The sequence below is a fragment of the Trinickia sp. NRRL B-1857 genome (genome assembly GCF_050470685.1).
Lineage (GTDB): Bacteria > Pseudomonadota > Gammaproteobacteria > Burkholderiales > Burkholderiaceae > Trinickia.
In genome coordinates, this window is record NZ_JBFLUK010000001.1 from 150975 (window position 1) to 171765 (window position 20791).

Here is a 20791-nt window from a genome sequence, read left to right on the forward strand (position 1 = left end):
TTCGATTCCAATATTCAGGAGACAAACAGTGCACCCGAGTTACTCATCAAATTCAGTCACCGCGCATCATGCCGCCGATGCGCGCCGTATCGAACGCCGTGCCGCCGTTGCAAGCATCATCGGCACGACGATCGAGTGGTACGACTTCTTCATCTATGGGACCGCTGCCGCGCTCGTCTTCCCGAAGCTGTTCTTTGCGCACGGCAATGCCGAGGGCTTGATGGCATCGTTCGCGACGGTCTTCGTCGGTTTCGTGTCGCGTCCTTTGGGTGGCGCGCTGTTCGCCCACATGGGCGATCGGGTGGGGCGGAAGTCCACACTCGTCGCGACGCTGACGCTGATGGGCGTCGCGACATTGTGCGTTGGCTTGTTGCCCACTGCCGAGACCCTCGGGCCGCTCGCGGGATGGCTGCTCGTCGGGCTTCGGTTCTTGCAAGGCATCGGCGTGGGCGGGGAGTGGGGCGGGGCCGTTCTCTTGTCGATGGAGTCGCATACGGGCAATCGGCGCGGGTTGATGGCCTCGCTGCCGAACGTTGGTGTCCCGCTCGGGCTGGTGATCTCGGTCATCGTCTGGAGCGCGTGCAGCCATTGGGCTGGCGACGCGCTGCTGAATGACGCATGGCGCATTCCGTTTCTGGCGAGCGGCGTAATGCTGGCGGTCGGACTGCTCATTCGTTTCGGCGTGCCGGAGACGCGCGACTTCATCGAGGCCAATAAGGTCGCGAAACGGACGAAGGGACCGATCGCGGAGGCGATCCGAACAGAATGGCGGGCGATTCTTCTCTGTGCGCTCATTCGTCCGAGCGAGCAAACCGCGTTCTATACGCTCACGACGTTTGCCGTACTCTATGGCGCGAAGTACCTCGGACTGGGGAAGGAATTCATTCTCAATGCCGTGCTGATTGCCGCCATCGTCGCTTGCTTCGCACTGCCTTGCTTCGGTTATATCGCTGATCGAATCGGACGTTGCAAGACCTATTCGACCGGCGCGGTCTGTATGATGCTGTTCGCGTTTCCATACTTTGCGTTGCTGAACACGCGGCTTCCCGCTGCGGTGATCGTGGGGACTGTCGTCATCATGGTCATTCACGCATCGATGTACGGCTCTCAGGCGTCGTTCATCGCCGAGTCCTTTCCTGCGCATATCCGCTACAGCGGAGCTTCGCTCGGCTATCAGGGAGCGTCGATTATCGCCGGGGGACCCGCGCCGATGATCTCGCTCTGGCTATTCGAGACGTTCCATACCGTCTATGCCGTTGCTGCGTATCTCTCCTTCGTATCCTTCGTCAGTGCCGTTGCCTCGCTTTATCTCGGGCGTAGCAAGAGTGCGATGCAAGCCCGCGACTTGTCAGCACGGTAAGGGAAATGATTCAGGAACCGGTTATGTCATCCCCAGTTGCATGCTCGCCTCAGTCTTATCTTTTCGTGCCGGGAAATCGACCGGAACGCTTCTCGACTGCGCTTTCGAGCGGTGCCGATGCCGTTATCGTCGATCTCGAAGATGCGGTCGAGCCGGATGGAAAGGATGCCGCGCGCGAAACCGTCGCCGCTTGGGTATCGCGGGATCATCCGGTGCTGGTCAGGATCAATGCTCGCGGAACGCGATGGTTCGAGCGAGACGTGCGAATCGCGGCGCTCAACGGCGTGGCAGGTATCGTCGTGCCGAAGGCGGAAGGGGGGCGGGACGTCGTCGACGTTGTTGCGGCGGCGAAACGCAGAGTGCCGATATTTCCGCTAATCGAAACCGCCCAAGGGATGTGGTCGGCGATGGAGATCGCAAAGGCGCCTTGCGTATCGCGCTTGATGTTCGGCACGCTCGATTTCATTGCGGAGATGGGAACGGACGATCACGGCGAGGCTTTGAATTATTACCGTACGCAACTTGCTCTCGTTTCACGCGTGGCGGGAATTGATTCGCCTGTCGACGGCGTCACGCCGGACATTCACGACCCCGACCGCTTAGCTGCGGACGCACAAAACGGCAAGCGGCTCGGTTTCGGCGCGAAGCTGTGTATTCACCCTAAGCAGGTTGCGACGGTTCATGCGTGTTATGCCCCCAGCGAGCACGAGATAGAGTGGGCCCAGCGAGTGGTGGCTTCGGCGTCGCGAGGGGAGACAGGCGTGTCAATGCTTGACGGCAAGATGATCGACCGTCCCGTAGTCTTGCGTGCACAACGATTGCTTGCTACGGCATCGCATCGCCACGGTTAGGTTCAGCGATCCTCGCCTGCGTCGGATGACCAGGTTGATCGGGCGCTTGCCTGCTATCTTCAGTCATATTCCATATTGGCTAAGCGCGCCTCATTCGATCTCCACCACGATTTTCCCGCGTGCGGTGGCGTTCGTTATCGCGTCATAGGCGAGCTCTGCGGATCCTAGATCGAACCGGCGAGGATCGAGATTCGGCGTGAGCTTGCCGGCTTCCGCAAGGCGCGTCGCTTCGCGCAGGATCGCGCCGTGGTGCGCGCGATGCAGGCCCGTCAGAAGGGGATAAAGGGTGAACACGCCCGAGTACGTCGCTTCGCGAAACGACAGCGGAGCCAGCGAATGCGTACCCCAACCCAATGCGCTGACCACATGGCCGAAATGCTTGACGGCGGCGAACGAAGCATCGAGCGTTGGACCGCCAACGGTATCTACCACCAGGTCGAAGCCTTCACCCTGCGTCGACGATACGACGTATTGCTCGACCGACTGCACCCGGTAGTCGATCGGCGTAGCGCCGAGACGCGCAACGAGATCCTGGTCCCGTGAACTCGCTGTCGCGAACACCTGCGCACCGAGTGCGCGCGCCAGTTGTACCGAGACATGGCCGACACCGCCTGCTCCTCCTTGTATCAGCACGGTTTGCCCAGGTTGAAGATGCGCCCGGTCGACGATGCCGGAATACGATGTGATAAAGGCGAGAGGCAGGGCTGCGGCTTCGCGCATCGAAAGATTGGCAGGCTGGATCGCGAGTAGGTCGGTATCAACGACCGCGTACTGAGCTAGTGAGCCCTGAATGCCGCCGACGCCGCCTGTCATCCCGTACACTTTGTCTCCGACTTTGAATGCTGTGACGCCGGATCCAACGGCGTCGACTACGCCGGCCATATCGATGCCTAACACCAGAGGCAGCGGATGTTTTGCGTGCGCTGCGCTTCCGGCGCGTATCTTGGCGTCGAGCGGATTGAGGCCGCTCGCGGCGATGCGCACCCGCACCTGGCCATGCGCTGGCTGTGGCATTGCCATCTTCGTCAATTCGAGCGGACCGTTGTAGCGACTGAGGACTAGCGCGTGCATGGACATGATCCTTTCCTTTTCGATGGGAAAAACAAGTAGATGCGTGCAGAATGGCGCATGCTTTGGTGCATGTAAATCAACGTTATTGCACGGGATCCAAACAAAAATGAATGAGGTGGCGCTGGACTGGAGCGATGTCCGCATCTTTTTGGCGATTGCCCGCTGCGGCACGCTCGGGGCGGCCGCAAAGCACGTGGGGCAGACCCAGCCAACCATGGGCCGGCGGTTGCGCGCACTGGAGGAAGCATTAGGGCACACGCTCTTTCAGCGCACCACCGAGGGCTTCGTTCTGACGGACGAAGGCGCGGCCGTGCTGTCCTATGCCGAGAGAATGGAGGAGGAAGCGCTTGGCTTCACGCGTGCGCTGACCGGCAAGGAAACGCAGCTAACGGGGCAGTTGCGAGTTTCTTCGTCGGACTGGTTCGGCATACACATCCTGACGCCGGTGTTCGCGCGATTTCTGGCGAAACATCCCGGTATCTCGCTTGAACTCGTCACGGATTCGCGCCTCTACAACCTCGCTCGGCGCGAAGCGGATTTAGTGTTCCGTATTACCCCTTTCGACGAGCCCGACATCATCCAGCGCAAGCTCATGCGCATGGACTATGCGTTGTACGGGCATGTCGATCTCGTCCCGCCTTCGCGCGGGGATGGCGACGGCTATGGATTGATCAGCATGGACAGCGCGTTCGGCTCGCTGCCCGATGTCGAGTGGGTCAAGCGCATGCTGCCCAACGCGAAGATTGTGTTCGGCAGCAACAATCGTGGCGTACAGGCGCGCATGTGTGCCGAAGGAAGCGGCTTTGCCGTGCTGCCTTGCCCGCTTGGCGACGCCACGCCTGAACTTCGACGAATCGATCTGGGCGAAGCGCCGCCGGGGCGTGATGTCTGGCTTGGCTATCACCGTGATCTGCGTCGCGTCGCGCGGCTTCGTGCACTTCTGGATGCGACGATCGAGGCATTAGCCAATGTTTGAGTGCGGCGCGGAACCCGGCATCGGATCCGTTACAGGCCGCACTCGGTTTCCGGTCTCGCCTATCCCTCGTTCGGGTACAAGATCGCCGCGCATACAGTTGCGAAGTCTTGAGCCATAGACATCATATTGATCTACAGTAGACGGTCTTCGACTTTCGAGTGGGCGCTACAGTGACCATGAGCCAACCGGTTTCGGATCTTCAGCAATTGTTGGCGACGATGCAGCCGTCGCTGAACGATGGTGTCTATGTTTTTTCGTCCGTTCACCCGAATACGGATGTTTCGCAATTCTCACCCCTAGCGACTTTTCGCGAGCATGAAGGGCTGACTGTGATCATCGATGAACCGACGGCGGTGCTCCACGGGCTGCCGGTCCTGTTCCGTGCGGCTTGGATTACGCTGACTGTCCATTCCGATTTGCAGGCCGTGGGATTGACCGCAGCGGTGGCGGAGGCACTGACGAAGGCCGGTATCAGTTGCAACGTCGTAGCCGCAGCTTTTCACGATCACATTTTTGTACCCGTGGAGCGCGCAGCGGACGCAATTGCTGAATTGACGAATCTGCAAGCACGGGCGGCCCGGAGCATCCCGAGTTAATTAAGCACGCGCCGGGAAGCGTTATTGCGATTGATCGACTACGTTTGCATTTTTCGCGACCGTCTCGTCTGACGTCAGGCCCGTGCCTAAAGACGTCGATTTGCCCTATAGAGCGGCTGGCGTCGAGCCGATCGGTCAGCTCCTGCGCGGTTAGTGAAATGTCATCATCGTGAGACATTACGCCTCATAGCGATTCGCGAACATGACAAACACCAACCCTCTGCGCGCCTTCCTCAGGTCCGTAACGCCGCTTGAATCGCGTCAGAAAACGGCGTCGTATTTCGGCCGATCAGCAGCGACAAGTCTTTCGAAGAACTATCCAGTTCCCCTGAAGCGGCTTTCAAATCCGCGTCGATAATCACGTCGACGATCATCTTCGGCAGCCCGGCTTGAAGCAGTGCGGTCTCGTACTCCGCCGGCGGCAAGTTGTTATAGACGATGGATCGACCCGCTTGCTTCGAGACCTCCGCGGCAAATTCGGTCATCGAAAAAGCGTGGTCGCCTGCGAGTTCGTAGGTCTTGTTCGCATGACCGGGCTGCGTCAGAACGGCGACTGCGGCTGCTGCGTAATCGGCGCGCGTAGCGGACGCAAAACGCCCTTGGCCCGAACTGCCGACGATGACGCCTCTTTCGAGCGCCGAAGGCAGGGCCGCCGTCGTATTTTCCAGATACCACCCATTGCGCAGCAGTACGTACTCGAGGCCCGACGCTTTCAGATAGTCTTCGGTTGCCTTATGTTCGCCCGCGAGCGTCAGCGTAGACGTGTCGGCGCGCAACATGCTCGTATAGGCAACGGACTTCACACCGGCCTTCTTCGCGGCATCGATCACCGCCTTATGTTGTCGGAAGCGCTCGCCGGGCACGACCGCCGAAATAAGCAGCAGCTTTTCGACACCCTCGAGCGCTTGCAAAAGCGTTTCCGGACGATCGTAATCCATCGTGCGCACCTGAACCCCTAAAGCGCGCAAATCGTCGACCCGATCGGGATTTCTTACGCCGGCGACAATCCCGGTCGGCGGGACGATGTCTAGAAGCGCCTTGATCGAAAGGCGCCCGAGGTTTCCATTTGCACCGGTGACTGCAAACATCTTTTCTCCTTTGCGCTCTCAAGCGAGCAGCAAGTGAATGCGTTGAGAAACCCCGTGTGCCTCAATTCTTCGGCCTATGACGGGGTGTCCAGGCAAGCATGGTAATTCCGGCATAGATCGTCCACAATGCGGTAAATCGAGCGATCACTTATGAAGAAAAGAGAATAATTGTGGACAAGATTCTCAGCTTGAGGGCCTATGTCGCAACTGCACGGCACGGTTCGTTTTCCGCCGCCGCGCGCGAACTGAACGTCGTTCCATCGGTGGTAACAAAACGGATCAACGAACTCGAGGCGAGTATCGGTGCGCCGCTATTCGAGCGTACGACCCGATCGGTCGCTCCGACATCGCTCGCTGCGGGTCACACCTCGCGGGCGGCACAGTTGCTGGGCCAACTCGACGAACTGATCGGAGGTCCCGCTGCGCGCCCCGAGGACATCGTTGGCCGTCTGAAGGTGAAGGCGCCTACAGCGCTCGCGGCCACCCGGCTCAGGCCGGCGTTCGCGCGGTTCCAGCATATGTTCCCAAAGGTCGACCTCGAGATCGCGTTGCTCGATCGTCAGATCGATCCGGTCGAGGACGGCTACGACCTGGCGATCGGTGTCGTTCAACTGCACCCGGGCGGCGTGATCGAAGATGTGCTGTGCCCGCTTCGCCTTGTGCTGTGCGCTGCCCCCGACTATGTCGCGCGCAAGGGCATGCCGGTTCACCCGAATGAGTTGCCAAACCACGACTGCATGACGTTTTCTTCTACGCAGCCTGAATGGCGATTCGAGAAGAAGGGGACTTCGGTCCGCATGATGCTTCGCCCGAAATTCTCGTCGAACGACCTACTGCTGTTGCTGACTGCCGCGGTGCAGGGGAACGGGCTTAGCCTGCTGCCGGACTATGTCGTTAGCCGCGCATTGAAAGAGCGAGAACTCGTGCGAGTGCTGCCGGACTGGAATGTCCCGCCGAGTGAGATTCGAGCCGTTGTCCCAACCCATCGGGCGGCCGACTTCGCGCTGCGATCGCTGCTCGAGATCCTAAAGGAGGAGCTGTCGAACATCGGCCGATGAGTTTCGCGACAGTCGTAAAGCCTGCTCACGCGTCGATGCCACGTGGCGTTGGGTGGCTCCGCAGCCAGTCGATTAGGCTTTGGATCCTACTTGTGTTCAGTTTCGAATCCGGGACGAGAGCCGTCGCCCAGGTTTCTACCGGCGGGTATGCGCTCATCACAGGCAATAGCTGTTCGGCCGCTAGCGCCTGTTCGACGAGGTAGGACGGCAGCAATGCAATCCCGCTGCCGTCGATTGCGGCGCCGAGAATGCTGTAGGCGTCCGCGCTGAGGAGTCGAGGGGAAACGTCAACGGTCAGTCTTCGGTTACGGCCGCTGAAGGCCCATTTCCTTCCTGAGGATTCTAGGGCGAGCGTCCGATGCTGCTGTAGTTCGCGTGGATGCGCGGGCGGCTCGTGGGAAGATAGGTAGGACGGTGCCGCGCAAAGCACGAATTCAAGGTTGAACAGCGGGATTTCGGTGACGTTCGGAAATGTAAGGGACTGAATATCGATGGCAACGTCGAAGCCTTCCGTTTCCGGATTCACGGCTCGGTTCAACCGGGCAATTTCCATGCTGACGCCGTTGTGCTCCCGCAGAAACTGACTGAGCATCGAACCGAACGTATCGGAGAGTTCGGACGGTACTTTGACTCGAACGAATCCGGTCGTTTCCGGGTTTTCTTGTCGAAGAGACACAAGCAGGGCGTCGAAATCTTGAACGAGTGTCTGGAGCCGCGGCATGAGCTGCTGCCCGGCGTCCGTTAGCGTCACATTGCGCGTGGTTCGCTTCAATACTTGAACCTTGAGGCGCCATTCCGCGGCGTTTGCCCGCTTGATCATCACGGAGGGCGATGTACCGATGCGCCTCGCGGCCAGCGAAAAGCTCTTGTGTTCTGCGACCAAAACGAGTGCCCGGAGATCTTCGAGTAAATCCATCTTGTTCGTTGCTTTAGACGGGGCAGTGCCCGGGCCGATGACATCCGGGTAGTGTGTCGCGAGATTGCCGCCGCAGCAAGTGGGTTGCCTGGCCACGCGTGCCGGTGGATAAGACCCAGCCCATGCAGGCCTTTTGCACGAACAGCTCGAGGATGGGACGAGTGCGGACGCCGATCGGCTGCCCGCACAGCCGGCGAGGCAGGGCGGTAGTGAACGGGCCGGCACGGTCCGCTCACGGGTGGCTTATGACCTCGAGACGGATCTAAAACTTGAACGAAACCGAAGCGTGAAAGAACGACACGTCGATGTCGTTGCGCGTCTTGATGTTTTGCAGGTACCTGAGCGTGACTTGCGCACGGCCGAAGTTGTAGCCCAACAAGGGACCGACTAAGACGTGCTCGAATCGGTTGCCGTTGCCGACCACCTGACCGTACTGGTAGTCGTCGGTAAACTGTCGCGAATAATTGCCGATGACGCCGACGCTCCAGTGGCCTATCGTTTTCGTTGCCGTCAAATCCATGTAGTACGCGCTGCCCGAGCGGTAATCGGTGGTTGCATTGGTCCGGTTGAAATCGAACACGTTGTTGACGGTGAAATTCCAGCCGTTCGACAAATAGCTGACCGCGAAGCTCGGCTCGGCCGTCCAGTAGTCGTTGGCATAGCTGGTCTGCGCCGGCGCACCGTTCACGTATTGGTGATGTCCGTTGGGAAGGTAGACGCTCATCGCCGCGGAAGTGAAGAAGCCGTGACCGAGATCCCACGACAGGATCGCAGGCGTCAGAATGGTGTTGAAGAATCCCGATGTCTTCGTGGACTTGCCGCCTAGCGCGGTCGTGTCGACGTCGTGCTCCGCATACACCTGCACCAGGCCTATTCCGTATTGCGCACCAAACAGTTTCCAGCCCGGAACCCATAGCAAAGAGGGGGAGATCGCCGTGTTTTGCACTCTGAGCGGCGAGCCGTGTCCGGCACCGTCGACCAGCGTACCGCCTCGCGCGATATAGAAGTCCTGGGTCGTGTAAAAGCCGGCAGGCGGTAGGGCGCCGGCAGGCGAGCCGGTCGTGACGCCCGGTTGATAAGGACTCGCGTTTTCGGACGCCGGCGCCTCACCCGACCAGCAAGCAGCCGCGATCGCGGCGGTAATGACAACCTTGGAATGCAAACTGATGGACATGGGATGTCTCCTCCAATGCTTTAGCGGATTGCTTCTTGTAAATCTGCGTGCGCACTGACGGGCTGGGCGGGCGCGATCGATGCAATACAGCCGGCAAGGCGTGATTTATAATCGATTAGGATAACTAAGCTTTATGCGGCCAAATTCTCGCAGCCGAAGCCCACACCGCCTCAGCGCGCGCCTACTTGAAAATGACGTCGGTCTGCTGACGGCCGGCAACGTGTGCCGACTCGGGCTTGCGCACTGCGAGGCAAGCACACGTCGCAACGAGTGTGGCGAGGCCGAGGAAAGTCCATGCGTGCAGGTACCCGAACGCCTCCACCAGTTTTCCGTATAAGGTAGGCACCACGACGCCGCCGATTGCAACGATGGTCAGCATGAGCCCAGCCGCGGTAGGAATATCGGCGACTTCGATTTCGCTACGGTAGAGCCCGGGAAACCCGATCCATACGACAAAGCCCAAGATCGCCGACGCCCCGATCACAGCGGCTGCGACCATCAGGCCGGCCAGTCCGAGATGCGGAACGAGAAGAAGGGCGATGCTCTCCACGATAAAGGCGCCGGTCATCGTCGTTGTCGGACCGAAGACCTTATCGGCAAGCCAGCCGCCCAGGATGCCGCCCACCATGCCGCTGACCAGCAGCAGGGCCGCGATCGTGGCGGCGATGTCGGGCGTAAGCTGAAGATGTTCGGCTGCGAAGGCGGGTAAAAGCTGCGCGGCGGTGAAGTAACTGCCGTAGCCGCCTGAAAACGTGATGCCGAGCATCCACAGGTTCCGGTTTCCGAAAGTCCGCTTGAGCGAGGCGAGATTCAAATGATGCGCGCCGATTTGCTCGCGCTCGGCGGGCGGCGGCTCGGGAAACAGGAATAGCAGCACGATGAAGGTGGCCACACCGAAGGCCGCGCCCAGCGACAGTGCGGTGCGCCATCCGTAGTCGGCCACCAGTGGACTCCAGCCGTGCAGGCCCAACACGGCGCCGACTGTAAACGCAACACCCGTGATCAGCCCGTTGGCGGTCGCCAGTTCGTTGTTGCGGAACCAAGCCGCGGTCAGTCCGATTGCACTGCCGAGATAAATCGATCCCCCGATGCCGCATAGGAATCTGCCTACGAGCAAAACCTCATACCCGCCGGCCTGCGCCGACACCACGGCGCCGCCCGTTTCTATGGCGATGCCGAGCAACATCGCGAAACGCAGACCGAAGGCTTCCGCAATCATGCCGCCGGGAATGTGGGCGACGCCGTATCCGGCGATGAAGAGTCCAACGATCATGCCGATCTGGGCGGGCGTCAGATGCATTTCCGTCGCGACGCCCGAAAACGTGGGCACGACGTCGAACCAGTTCAACGTGAATTGAACGAACGAAAAGAAGATGACGGCAAGGGCCGTCCAGCGGCTATTCACGATTTGTCTCCTTCATTGTCTTTCCTGCTTTTTGCCGATCTACCGACCGCGGATACATTCGGCGCACGGCGTCGACGGCCGGCATCCGACAATTTCTTTCGGTATTTACTTAGCATTCCTAAATTAATGGAATGAGCCGCGGGACGACGGAACAAGCCTTCGATGCAAAGCGGTCTTGGCACCGGCACCCCGGGGAAGCGAGGCGCGCCGCGTCGAACCGATCTAGACGGGATGCGCGTTGATCAAGATGGCCGCCAACAGGCAAGGCTCGTCTGTCCGCACGCTCCAGCTGTGTACGGTTCCGCGCTGCACGAAGACGTCGCCGGGCTTGAGCAGCACCTCGCCGGTATCCAAGATCGCGTAGATCTCGCCTTTCACCACGATCAGATAATCGATGGTGTCGGTCTTATGCATCAACGGATCCCCGGACGCTTTCCGATGCGCGGTCGGCGCGCCGATCGATCCGAAGGCTTTCTCCACATCCGTGGTGCCGCGCCAGGCGCCGTCAGGGGGGAACTCGACCATCCGAAAGATCGAGCCGTTCGCGGGCGGCTCCAGCCGCACGGGGCGGGCGGCGGCGTCGTCGTCCGAACGATTGTCGACAGGAGACGTATCGGTTTCCCATAGGTCGGTCAGCGCAAGACCGGGCATCGATTCCATCTCCTTGACGCTGGTCGCGTAACCGTCGAACAGCACTGTGGAACGGCCTTGAGCATCGTGTCCGCTGACCACGCGGCGAATTTTTAGAACCATGTGTTTATCCTCGTTTGGCTGATTAGCCGGCCGTGCGCGGCCGAACTTCGATTGAGCAGGACGGACAAGCTCACCGTCGGACTCAATGAGGCTGATTCTGCGCCGTTTGAACAAGTGTTCAATTAGGTTTACCACTTAACATATATAATTGGTCAATCGACATGATGCGCGCTAAAGTGCATCGGTCTGCATCGAACACAGATCAGGAGCAAGACATGCAGAAACCAGGCAACGCGGAAGTCCCGGCAACCGAGCGCGGCAGTACGCGTGAGCGCATCGTTGCGGCGGCCGAGGCGCTCTTCGCGCGGCTCAGTTTTGATGGGGTGTCGTTGCGCAACATCGCCCAGCAATCGGGCGTGCCCGTCGGTCTGGTCAGCTATCACTTCGGCGGCAAGCTGGGGGTGTATCAGGCGATCTTCGAAGCGCGCGTGCCGGCGATTGTCGAGCAGCGCAAGGCGGGCCTCGCGCTGGCCGTGATGGAAGAGGACCCCGACCGCCGGCTCGAATTGATTCTGAAGGCGCTGCTGCTGCCCATGCTGAAGCTGCGATCCACCGAGGGTGGCGAACACTTCGGGATCATCATGGCGCGCGAGGTCAACGATCCCTGCTCGTCCGAGCGCGGGATCATCCAGCAGATGTTCGATCCGATCGCCAAGGCGTTCATCGATCAACTGCGCATCACGTTGCCCGAGCGCACCGAGGCGGAAATCCACTGGGCCTATCAATCCGTGATCGGAATCATGGTCTATGTGATGGTGGACGTGGGCCGCATCAGTCGCTTGAGCGAAGGGAAAGCCGATCCTGACGATGTAGACGGAACCCTGCGTCACCTGTTGGCGATTTTGCTCGACGGGTTACGCAGGCGATAAACGCTATTTACTTAGGGAAACGGAATGAAGCTGGTGACATACCGCCGCGGCGAACGCGGCTTCAGAGCCGGTGCGCTGGTTGACGATGGCGCAAGCATTATCGATTTGAGCGCGGCCAGCGCGCACGCCGACGCTCGCGGCGTCGCCGATCCCCGCTTCGACAGCGTCCTTGCGATGATAGGCGGCGCCGATGCGGCGCTTGAGCGGGCCTATGAGCTTGTCCGGAGCGCGCCGGCCAGCGCCCGGGTGCCGCGTGCCGAAGCGATATTGGACGCCCCGGTTCAACCGCCGGTACAGATGCGCGATTGCCTATGCTTCGAAGGCCATTTGATTCAGGCTTTCCGTAATGCCAGGAAGTTGCGTGCGCAACAATTTCCCGATCCCGAAGCGAAGTTCGCCGAGATGGAGCGCGAGGGTGTGTTGGCCGTCCCCAAGACGTTCTACGAGCAGCCGATCTACTACAAGGCGAACCGGTTGGCCGTCATCGGCACCGATCACGACGTTCGCTGGCCCTCCTACAGCAACTTTTTGGACTTCGAGCTGGAGTTCGGGTTTTTCGTCGGCAAGCGCGCCACGGACGTGTCCAAAGAACAAGCGCGCAACTATATCTACGGCTATACGATCTTCAACGACGTGACGGCCCGCGACGCGCAGACCGCCGAAATGGGCGGACAACTCGGGCCCGCGAAGGGCAAGGATTTCGATACCGCGAATCCGATGGGCCCGTGCCTCGTCACTGCCGACGAACTCACCGACCCCTATAACCTTTCCATGATCGCGCGCGTGAACGGCGAGGAGTGGACGCGCGCCAGATCGAGCACGATGTACTGGTCGTTCGAGGACGTCATCGCTCATATCTCGCGCAGCGAGACGTTGTATCCCGGCGAATTCATCGGCTCCGGCACGGTCGAGGGCGGGTGCGGGCTGGAACTGATGCGCTTCCTCGCACCCGGCGATACGGTGGAATTGGAGGTCGAGGGAATCGGCGTATTGCGCAATCGCATCGTGCGTTAGGCGAGCTGCGCGTGCGCGGCCGCATGGGCCGCGCACGCGCATCACTTTCTGCGTTCGAGAACGCTGACGTAATTGGCGACGGCCGAGCCGCCCATATTGAACACGCCGGCGAGTTCGGCTTTCGCGAGCTGCATGTCGCCGGCTTCACCGCAAAGCTGCATCGCCGACAACACGTGCATCGAAACCCCCGTGGCGCCGATCGGATGGCCCTTTGCTTTGAGGCCGCCGGAGACGTTGACGGGGAGTGCGCCGTCCCTCGCGACGAGGCCTTCGTCGATAACCGAAGCGCCTTGGCCCGGGAGTGCGAGGCCCATCGCTTCGTAGCTCAGCAACTCGGCAATCGTGAAGCAGTCGTGCACCTCCGCAAACGATAGATCGTCGAGCTCGACTCCGGCGCGCTGAAGCGCAAGCGTCCAAGCTCGCCGCGGTCCTTCGAACGCCACGGGATCGCGCCGCGACATGGGCAGAAAATCGTTGACGTGCGCAGTGCCGCGAAAACCGACTCCGCGCGCGAATTCCGCCAGCAGGGAATCGTCCGCAAGCACCAATGCGGCCGCGCCGTCCGATACAAGCGAGCAATCGGTCTTGCGCAACGGCCCCGCAATTAGCGGGTTTTTGTCCGACACGGTGTTGCAGAACTCGAAGCCGAGATCCTTGCGCATATGCGCCCAAGGGTTCAAGGTTCCGTTGGCGTGGTTCTTGGCCGCGATCCTCGCCAGCGCTGCGCGCTTATCGCCGTATCGTTCGAAGTACGCCGTGGCGATTCGGCCGAAGATGCCCGCAAAACCTTGATCGATTGCGGATTCCTCTTTGACGTACGAACAGTTGCCGAGTATTCGTGTGGCCTCTTTGCCGGGCACCGACGACATCTTTTCCGCGCCGACCACGAGCGCGATCTTTGCCGCGCCTGAGCGGATTGCGTCGATCGCGCCATATATCGCCGCCGAGCCCGACGCACAGGCATTTTCGACGCGGACGGCGGGCTTCCATCGCAGCGCGTCGTCGGCTTGCAGCGTCAGCGACGCACAGAATACGTCCGGAATAAAGCCGCCGTTCAAATTGCCTAGCCAAATACCGTCGACCCGCTCCGCCGAAATTGAGGCATGATCGATTGCTTGTCGCACCACGCTCGTGATCAGCGACTCGAGATCGAGTCCGTCGAATTTGCCGAACGGAGCGTGTGCCCAGCCCACGATAGAAACGCCCATTTTTCATTCGTCCATGGATGATGAAATCCGTTCAAACTTACCTGCGCGCGTCTATGACGGACAGTCGCAAAATTACGCTAGGTGCAAACCCTAACGAGTCGACGATGGATATAGGCAATCCCGACGCTTTACACGACCTGACGCTCGCTTTTCGGATGGCGCCGGTGGGGCTTATGTTGTCTCGGCAACGCATCATCCATCGGTACAACACCGCGTTCTCGGCGATGTTCGGTTACGACGAGCAAGAACTCGCCGGTCAGTCGTTAGAGCAGCTATATCCCTCGCACGAGGAGTTCGAGCACGTGGGCGATCGCGCATCGCGGATCATGCGCGAGCAGGGCAATTACGGCGACGAGCGCATCATGCGCCACAAGTCGGGACGGCCATTCTGGTGTCATGTTTCGGGCCGGGCCTTGAACAAGGAAGCGCCGTTCGCGGAGGCGGTCTGGGTGTTCGAAGACCTCTCTGCGCGCTGGCCGGTCACGACAGAACTCACGCCGCGTGAGCGGGAAATCGCACAGTTGCTCGTGGCCGGAAAGTCGAGCAAGACGATGGGGCGCGAACTCGGGATCAGCCCAAGGACGGTCGAGGCGCATCGCGCCCGGTTGATGAAAAAGATGAATGTGACTTCCGTCAGCCACCTCGTTGCGCGGCTTATCGGGCGGACGTAGCGGAGTCTTTCGCAGCATCGTGCGCACTCTGCGCGTCTTGGGTTTGTCTGCGGCCGTACCGGCGAGGCGAACAATTCATGACCCGTTTGAACGCGGTGCTGAAAGACTTTTCCGATTCATACCCGAGCTCGAGCCCGATCTCGGCGACGGAGTCGCGCGACTGCGTCAATCTATTCGCGGCGAGCGTCATTCGCCAGCGCGTCAGATAGTCCATCGGCGAAAGCCCAACGAGCTCCTTGAACCTGAGCGCGAAAGTCGTGCGCGACATAGCGGCTTGTTCGGCTAGGGTTTGCAGAGTCCATTTCGCGCCGGGCGTTTCGTGCATCGCGCTGATCGCTGCGCGCATACGTTTGTCCGCCAGAGCGAAAAGCCAGCCGACGCCCTCGCTACGCTCGCCGGAAAGCTGGAGCCGCAGCGCTTGCACCAACACCATGGTGGCGAGCTGTTGTGCGACGATGCGCCCGCCCGGCTGCGGATCGCGCAACTCGTCGCCCATGCGCTCGATGCACCATCGCAGCGTGGACGAGCCCGCTTCGTCGCGGACGTGAATCACGGGCGGCAGCATGTTCAAGAGCAGATCGGCCTGACCGTCGGCCAGCGTGAAATATCCGCCCATGCTGAGGAATTCGCCGCCGCCGTTGTAGGTCACGATGCGGCCGTCCTTGACCTGTGAAACGAGCGATCGAAAATCGATCGGCTCCACCGACGGATCGCTCGCCATGCGAAAGGGCTTTCCGCGCGCCAGCAGGAAGCACTCGCCTGCGGAGACTTTAAGGGGCGCCGGCTCGCCGTCGACGCAGACCCAGCACTGGCCCCGCGAAATCGCATGAAATTTGATGCCCTCGAACGGCCCGAATTGCACCGCCCAATCCCCACTCACATCGAAGCCGCCGGAGACATAGCTGCTGAGCTTCAGCAATGACAAGACATCCGATAGCGTGTCCATTTACGGAATCTCGAACGATTGAATACTAAAGGCGGACTATAAGTCATAGATCGTCCTGGTTCAACGCCTTAACCTGTCCAGCACACGGAACAGGAGTCTAGGGATGCGGATTTTCATCACAGGCGCGACGGGGTTCATCGGGTCCGCCATCGTTCGCGAACTCGTCGAGGCGGGCCATGACGTGACAGGCCTCGCGCGTTCGGCGGCCGGCGTCGCGTCGCTCGGGGCGCTTGGCGCGAAGGCCTCGCGCGGGACGATCGAAGATCGCGAGGTTTTGAAACGGGAGGCTGCTGCGGCGGACGGCGTTATCCATACCGCTTTTTTCCACGCGTTATCCCATGCCAGCCTCGGCACGCGAGCTCGGATATTGTTTGGCGGCCCACCGGCTCGTATCGTCGCGCGATTCGCGGCAGCGGCCGTCGACGCGGACCGGCGCGCCATCGAGACGTTCGGCGATGCGCTTGGCGCAAGGCGCGGCAAGCTCGTCATCGCCTTCCCGACGATGGCGATGGCGGCGGGGCGACCGGCGCAGGAAACCGACAACGCAGATCGCACCGCGGTGGGCGGTGCGAGAGCGCTGTCCGAGCAGACGGCGCTGTCTCTCGTCCGGACCGGCGTGAACGCCGAGGTCGTTCGGCTACCGCCGTCGGTGCATGACGAGACGAAGCTTGGGCTCGTTGCCCGGTTGATCGAGATCGCACGGAAAAAGCGGATGTCCGCCTATCTCGGCGAGGGGCACAACAGATGGGCGGCCGTTCACCGGCTCGATGCATCGCGGCTCTTTCGACTGGCGCTCGAAAACGGCGAAGCGGGTGCCCGGTATCACGCCGTAGCCGAGGAAGGCATGGCGTTCCGCCATATTGCCGAGGCGATTGGGCGCGATCTCGACGTCCCTGTCGTGTCTTTGTCGGCCAAAGATGCCGCGAAGCATTTCGGGTGGCTTGCGCCTTTTGTCGGGGCGGACAATCCTGCCTCCAGCCAGATCACGCGGGAGCGCTTGGCTTGGCTGCCGCGGCACCCGTCATTGATGACGGACATTGCGGCTTTCTTGCGCGATCGACATCGCTAAAACGTCGATCGCGCCACGCGTGAGGCAAAAATCGCAAACGGTGACGCGTGCGTTCAGTGTCAATCGATTAGGAGTGCTTATTGACGTGCTCTATGGTGGAATGAATGCGGTTGCGACGGGTGGGGACCACGCGTCGTACTCATTGCTGCCGCGTATCGCGCAACGATGACGACGTGGCTATCCTCTGCGGCCGTTGTTCTCGCCGTGCTCGCAGCGCTGTCTCTCGTGATTTTTACGGTGCTCACGGGCGTGCCCACGCTTTCGTCGAGACGCGATGAAATAGACGAAGTCATCGCGTTGCTCAAACGGGCGAACCTTCCCGGGCGCGCGGTGATTGTCGATTTAGGAAGCGGGTGGGGCGCGCTAGTTGTTGCGTTGGCGCGAGCGTTTCCCGAAGCGAGTGTCGAAGGCATCGAAATATCGCTGCTTGCGCATCTGATATCTCGTCTGAGAACGTATGGCTTGCCTAATGTATCGCTGAGATGGGGCAATTTTTATCGTTGCGATTTTCGGCGCGCGGACGCGATCGTCTGTTATCTGATCACGTCCGTGATGCCGGCGGTAAGCGATCTGCTCGATAGAAGCTTGAGGCCGGGCGCTGTCGTCGTTTCGAACACATTCCTGTTCAGGGAGCGCGCGATTGCGTCACTGCGTCGAGCAGGCCGGCGCGGGGTGGCCGCTCTTTACGTCTGGCCTGCCCGCCACTGGGTGGTCGACGACGAGGAGTAAGCGGCTACGCGTTGCCCCGCATTGTTATGCGTGAGGCCAGCCGGCCTTCTGTGCCTGACGGAGCGAGGCTCGCACGACCATGCGGTGGAATGGCGCAATCAGGGCAATATAGGCGCGACCCAGCAGGCGATTGTAGAAGACGAGCGTCGTGAGGGTCAGCTGGCGGGGAGCCGTTCCTGAGGGCGGGCGCACGAGGACCGACAGCCGAAAGTCCAAATGCGCGTCGTCCTCCCCGAGAATGACCTCGTCAGGATAACGTCCAAATACGCGAAAAATGCTTATGCGGTCGCCGCCCTTGGCGAGGAGATCTGCGGCGCGCTTGAGACCGAACGGCCGAACGAGAACATCCCGCAATCTCAGCATCAGCGCGATCCATTCGGGCTGATGAGCGAAGATATGTCGTGCGAGCGACTCCACGTCATCCGATGCAGTCTCCGACAGGTCCACCGAAAATGCGTCGGCAAAATCGGCGCGACCGTAGGATGACATCAGCCTCGAGGCAGGCGGTAAGTTGGCCTGTTCGACTTTCCCGTCGTTACGCATATCCGATCACTCCCGATGGCATGACTACTGGCTTAGCGACGCGAAGCCGATCGCCGGTTATTCGCGCGCCGAATAGGTTGCGGAGCCAACTTACGCATTTTGACACGGAACGCTATGACCGCGTCGTCCAGCCAGATAGCGCCCGGGTGAGGACCCCAGCGCTTTGCGAAACATCGTCACGAAATTTCCCGCGCTCTCGTAGCCGAGATCGACGGCGACTTGTTGGACCGAAGCGCCGGTTTCAAGCCACTTCACAGCGAGCATGAGATGCAGTTGCTGGCGCCAGCGGCCGAAGCTCATGCCTGTCTCCCGGTCGAGCAGGCGCGCGAGGGACCGTTCGCTCATGCCGATGCGCCGGGCCCAGGTTTGCATCGTTCCCCGATCGGCGGGATCGCGCATGATCATGTCGACGATTTTTCGAAGCCGCGTGTCGGCCGGGATCGGCAAATGAAGATTGCCTATGGGGGTGATCGCGATTTCACTCAGGAGCAACGCGACTAGATGAGTTTCCGTGCCGCCTTCTTCATAGAGCACGGGCATGCTTGCCGAGCGAATGAGCAATTCCCTGAGCAATGGACTCGCCGTGAGCGTGCAGCAAATGGAAGGAAGGTGCGCGGCGGCGCGTGGATCGATATGCGATACGTAACACTCTACGGTACCGCTCGCCTCGAGCCTATGACGCAGGCCGCCGGGCACCCAGATGGCGCTTTGAGGCGGCACGAGCCACAGTCCATGTTCGACCTCGCAGGTGATAACGCCCCGCAACGACAGCACAAGTTGATGTTTCTCGTGCCGATGGAAGTCGACTTCTTGCCGCTTCAGGCTAGCGATGACCTCTTTATCGACCTTCTCCCACAAGGCGCTATCGGCGCCGATCGTCACGAGCGGGCGAGGTACCGTATCGGCATCGGGCCATCGGGCGGGGTCGAGATCGGAGAGGTCGCGCAAAATGGGCATGGTGAGGAATTCGAACCTGGCTGGGAGCGCAACGCCGCCTTCGCATAGGCGAGGCGCCAGATCAGCGTGTGTTACCTGCTAGGCAGGAATACTCGGGAAGCACGAACGCGTCCGGGCCGGACCTCTCGCTTCGCTGCGCGATCGGACGAATCAATCTTTGTATCGCACGGCTGGCGAAAATCCTTTGTATGACACGCAAAACGGAAATGCCCAGCGTTGACCGCACATGGATGAGCCGGATCATACCGGGACTCAGTTGAGCTTGGACGGTCTCGACATACGGCCGCACGATCTTCTCGTAGGCGTTGAACGCATCGCTCGGTGAATCGTGATTCGCGATCTCTCCCGCGAGAACGTAGGCGCCCACGAGGGAGAGTGCCGCGCCTTGTCCGGTGAACGGCGTGGGACAGTAAGCGGCATCGCCGAGTAGCGCGAAGCGGCCTTTCGACCACGATGCCGTCTTGACCTGACTCATCGGGCCGAAATAAAAATCCTGAACGTTGTCGATCTCCGAGAGTATTCGATCGGCCAGTGCGCCTCGCCCGCGCAGCGCTTCGCGCAGGAGCGCTTTCCTATGCGACTGGCCGGCGACGCTGGCGTCGGCATCCGGGACCGGAAAGGTGACAAGCACGGTCGTGGTCTTTTCGTCGCCCGGCCGCATGACGATCAAGGTACCTCCCGAGCCGTTGACCGAGTAGGCCCAGTGATCATCTTCCGGTCGCTTCGGGATCTTGAAAAACGACATGTAGGCGCCGAGGTACCGAAAGCGGGTTTGGCCCGGAAGCACCATGTCTCTGGTCGACGAGGACATGCCTTCCGCACAAACGATCAGTGCGAAATCTTCCTTGTCTCCGTTGTTGAAGGTGGCGGTGCTGTAACCCTCGTTTTCTTCGATGCGAGAAACGAAAGTAGCGAACCGGTATTCGCAGCGATCTTTGGTGACATCGTACAAAATCGTTGCGAGATCGCCTCGTAGAATTTCGAATTCGCTAGTGAGCGAGCCCACCGCACCCTTCGGAAAACTGGCGATCAATTTTCCTCGCGCATCCACATACTTTTGTCCCTGTTCCAAGGTGTTCTTGCTTTCGATCCTCTCCGCTAGCGCCATCCTTTTGACGACATCGCGTCCCGCCCCTTTGATGTCGACGTTTTGGCCGCCGTCCCGGATGGCATCGGCTTTTTCAGCGATGACGACCGAGTAACCATATCGATGCAACCAAAAGCCAAGCGCCGGGCCGGCAATGCCCGCCCCGGAAATCAAGATTCTTTTATTTGTTTTCATGGACACCGTCCTCGATTGAGAGGATGTCACGATAAGCACGCACTCCGTTGGCATCAATGGTGCTTCTCGCCAGAAAATTATGATTTTCTGCCACGCGGATGCGATCGCTCGCATCGACCGACCTGCGGCGGCGGATGGTTCGTCGTCGAGGGATGCAAGGACGCCTCGACCGGCTGAGCCCGATTGGAACGGTCCGGTCGGCAGGTAGTCGCGCTCGAGGGCGATCGCGAAACGCATAGTCGCCGGCCGCTGGAT

The 20791-nt window shown here is 60.4% G+C and carries 21 protein-coding genes; 10 read left to right on the forward strand and 11 right to left on the reverse strand.

The annotated features are described in order from the left end of the window. Window positions 1-28: 28 nt before the first annotated feature. Together AB1286_RS00735 and AB1286_RS00740 are read left to right on the forward strand one after the other, a co-directional pair. Window positions 29-1360: an MFS transporter gene (locus AB1286_RS00735; protein WP_430361458.1), complete on the forward strand. Its 1332-nt coding sequence runs from the start codon at window positions 29-31 to the stop codon at window positions 1358-1360. Between the two features lie 23 nt (window positions 1361-1383). After that, window positions 1384-2211, forward strand: a complete 828-nt coding sequence (locus AB1286_RS00740) for an HpcH/HpaI aldolase/citrate lyase family protein (RefSeq protein WP_430361459.1) — start codon at window positions 1384-1386, stop codon at window positions 2209-2211. A gap of 90 nt (window positions 2212-2301) precedes the next feature. Here the strand turns inward: AB1286_RS00740 and AB1286_RS00745 are convergent, their stop codons facing one another. Continuing rightward, window positions 2302-3288 (reverse strand): zinc-dependent alcohol dehydrogenase family protein, encoded by a 987-nt coding sequence (locus AB1286_RS00745; protein ID WP_430364947.1) that lies wholly within the window; start codon window positions 3286-3288, stop codon window positions 2302-2304. A 100-nt stretch (window positions 3289-3388) separates the two neighbouring features. On the opposite strand from AB1286_RS00745, the gene AB1286_RS00750 reads away from it, so the two are divergent. Beyond that, complete coding sequence (locus AB1286_RS00750; RefSeq protein WP_430361460.1) at window positions 3389-4258, forward strand: LysR family transcriptional regulator; 870 nt, start codon at window positions 3389-3391, stop codon at window positions 4256-4258. Between the two features lie 176 nt (window positions 4259-4434). After that, window positions 4435-4854: an ACT domain-containing protein gene (locus AB1286_RS00755; protein WP_430361461.1), complete on the forward strand. Its 420-nt coding sequence runs from the start codon at window positions 4435-4437 to the stop codon at window positions 4852-4854. A gap of 233 nt (window positions 4855-5087) precedes the next feature. On the opposite strand, the gene AB1286_RS00760 is transcribed toward AB1286_RS00755, so the two are convergent. Then, on the reverse strand, window positions 5088-5942 hold the full coding sequence (locus AB1286_RS00760) for an SDR family oxidoreductase (protein WP_430361462.1): 855 nt from the start codon (window positions 5940-5942) through the stop codon (window positions 5088-5090). A gap of 170 nt (window positions 5943-6112) precedes the next feature. On the opposite strand from AB1286_RS00760, the gene AB1286_RS00765 reads away from it, so the two are divergent. Then, entirely contained in the window at window positions 6113-7000 is an 888-nt protein-coding gene (locus AB1286_RS00765; protein ID WP_430361463.1) for a LysR family transcriptional regulator, read from the forward strand. 25 nt (window positions 7001-7025) lie between these two features. On the opposite strand, the gene AB1286_RS00770 is transcribed toward AB1286_RS00765, so the two are convergent. From AB1286_RS00770 to AB1286_RS00785, 4 genes are all read right to left on the reverse strand, one after another. Beyond that, entirely contained in the window at window positions 7026-7916 is an 891-nt protein-coding gene (locus AB1286_RS00770) for a LysR family transcriptional regulator (protein ID WP_430361464.1), read from the reverse strand. Window positions 7917-8178: 262 nt separating this feature from the next. Further along, window positions 8179-9090, reverse strand: coding sequence for a SphA family protein (locus tag AB1286_RS00775; protein WP_430361465.1), 912 nt, complete (start codon window positions 9088-9090; stop codon window positions 8179-8181). Window positions 9091-9271: 181 nt separating this feature from the next. Next, window positions 9272-10495: an MFS transporter gene (locus AB1286_RS00780; RefSeq protein ID WP_430361466.1), complete on the reverse strand. Its 1224-nt coding sequence runs from the start codon at window positions 10493-10495 to the stop codon at window positions 9272-9274. A 222-nt stretch (window positions 10496-10717) separates the two neighbouring features. Next, a complete protein-coding gene (locus AB1286_RS00785; protein ID WP_430361467.1) occupies window positions 10718-11248 on the reverse strand; it encodes a cupin domain-containing protein in 531 nt (176 codons plus the stop codon). A 215-nt stretch (window positions 11249-11463) separates the two neighbouring features. Between AB1286_RS00785 and AB1286_RS00790 the strand changes: the two genes are divergently transcribed. Further along, window positions 11464-12117, forward strand: a complete 654-nt coding sequence (locus AB1286_RS00790; RefSeq protein WP_430361468.1) for a TetR/AcrR family transcriptional regulator — start codon at window positions 11464-11466, stop codon at window positions 12115-12117. 24 nt (window positions 12118-12141) lie between these two features. Then, a complete protein-coding gene (locus tag AB1286_RS00795) occupies window positions 12142-13131 on the forward strand; it encodes a fumarylacetoacetate hydrolase family protein (RefSeq protein WP_430361469.1) in 990 nt (329 codons plus the stop codon). A 41-nt stretch (window positions 13132-13172) separates the two neighbouring features. On the opposite strand, the gene AB1286_RS00800 is transcribed toward AB1286_RS00795, so the two are convergent. Further along, window positions 13173-14339 carry an acetyl-CoA acetyltransferase gene (locus AB1286_RS00800; protein WP_430361470.1) on the reverse strand — a complete coding sequence of 389 codons (1167 nt, stop codon included), beginning with the start codon at window positions 14337-14339 and terminating at the stop codon, window positions 13173-13175. A 104-nt stretch (window positions 14340-14443) separates the two neighbouring features. Between AB1286_RS00800 and AB1286_RS00805 the strand changes: the two genes are divergently transcribed. Then, window positions 14444-15010: a LuxR C-terminal-related transcriptional regulator gene (locus tag AB1286_RS00805; protein ID WP_430361471.1), complete on the forward strand. Its 567-nt coding sequence runs from the start codon at window positions 14444-14446 to the stop codon at window positions 15008-15010. Here AB1286_RS00805 and AB1286_RS00810 read toward each other — a convergent pair. Further along, window positions 14994-15956: a cupin domain-containing protein gene (locus AB1286_RS00810; protein ID WP_430361472.1), complete on the reverse strand. Its 963-nt coding sequence runs from the start codon at window positions 15954-15956 to the stop codon at window positions 14994-14996. The two genes, AB1286_RS00805 and AB1286_RS00810, sit on opposite strands and share 17 nt — an antisense overlap. Before the next feature lie 103 nt (window positions 15957-16059). Between AB1286_RS00810 and AB1286_RS00815 the strand changes: the two genes are divergently transcribed. Both AB1286_RS00815 and AB1286_RS00820 read left to right on the forward strand, forming a co-directional pair. Continuing rightward, a complete protein-coding gene (locus AB1286_RS00815) occupies window positions 16060-17025 on the forward strand; it encodes an SDR family oxidoreductase (protein ID WP_430361473.1) in 966 nt (321 codons plus the stop codon). A gap of 165 nt (window positions 17026-17190) precedes the next feature. Beyond that, window positions 17191-17754 (forward strand): methyltransferase domain-containing protein, encoded by a 564-nt coding sequence (locus AB1286_RS00820; RefSeq protein ID WP_430361474.1) that lies wholly within the window; start codon window positions 17191-17193, stop codon window positions 17752-17754. 24 nt (window positions 17755-17778) lie between these two features. On the opposite strand, the gene AB1286_RS00825 is transcribed toward AB1286_RS00820, so the two are convergent. The 3 genes from AB1286_RS00825 to AB1286_RS00835 all read right to left on the reverse strand — a co-directional run bounded on the left by AB1286_RS00825 (window position 17779) and on the right by AB1286_RS00835 (window position 20650). Continuing rightward, window positions 17779-18243, reverse strand: coding sequence for a DUF2867 domain-containing protein (locus AB1286_RS00825; protein WP_430361475.1), 465 nt, complete (start codon window positions 18241-18243; stop codon window positions 17779-17781). Window positions 18244-18387: 144 nt separating this feature from the next. Further along, window positions 18388-19254, reverse strand: coding sequence for an AraC family transcriptional regulator (locus AB1286_RS00830; protein ID WP_430361476.1), 867 nt, complete (start codon window positions 19252-19254; stop codon window positions 18388-18390). Window positions 19255-19315: 61 nt separating this feature from the next. Further along, a complete protein-coding gene (locus AB1286_RS00835) occupies window positions 19316-20650 on the reverse strand; it encodes an FAD-dependent monooxygenase (RefSeq protein WP_430361477.1) in 1335 nt (444 codons plus the stop codon). Window positions 20651-20791: the final 141 nt, after the last annotated feature.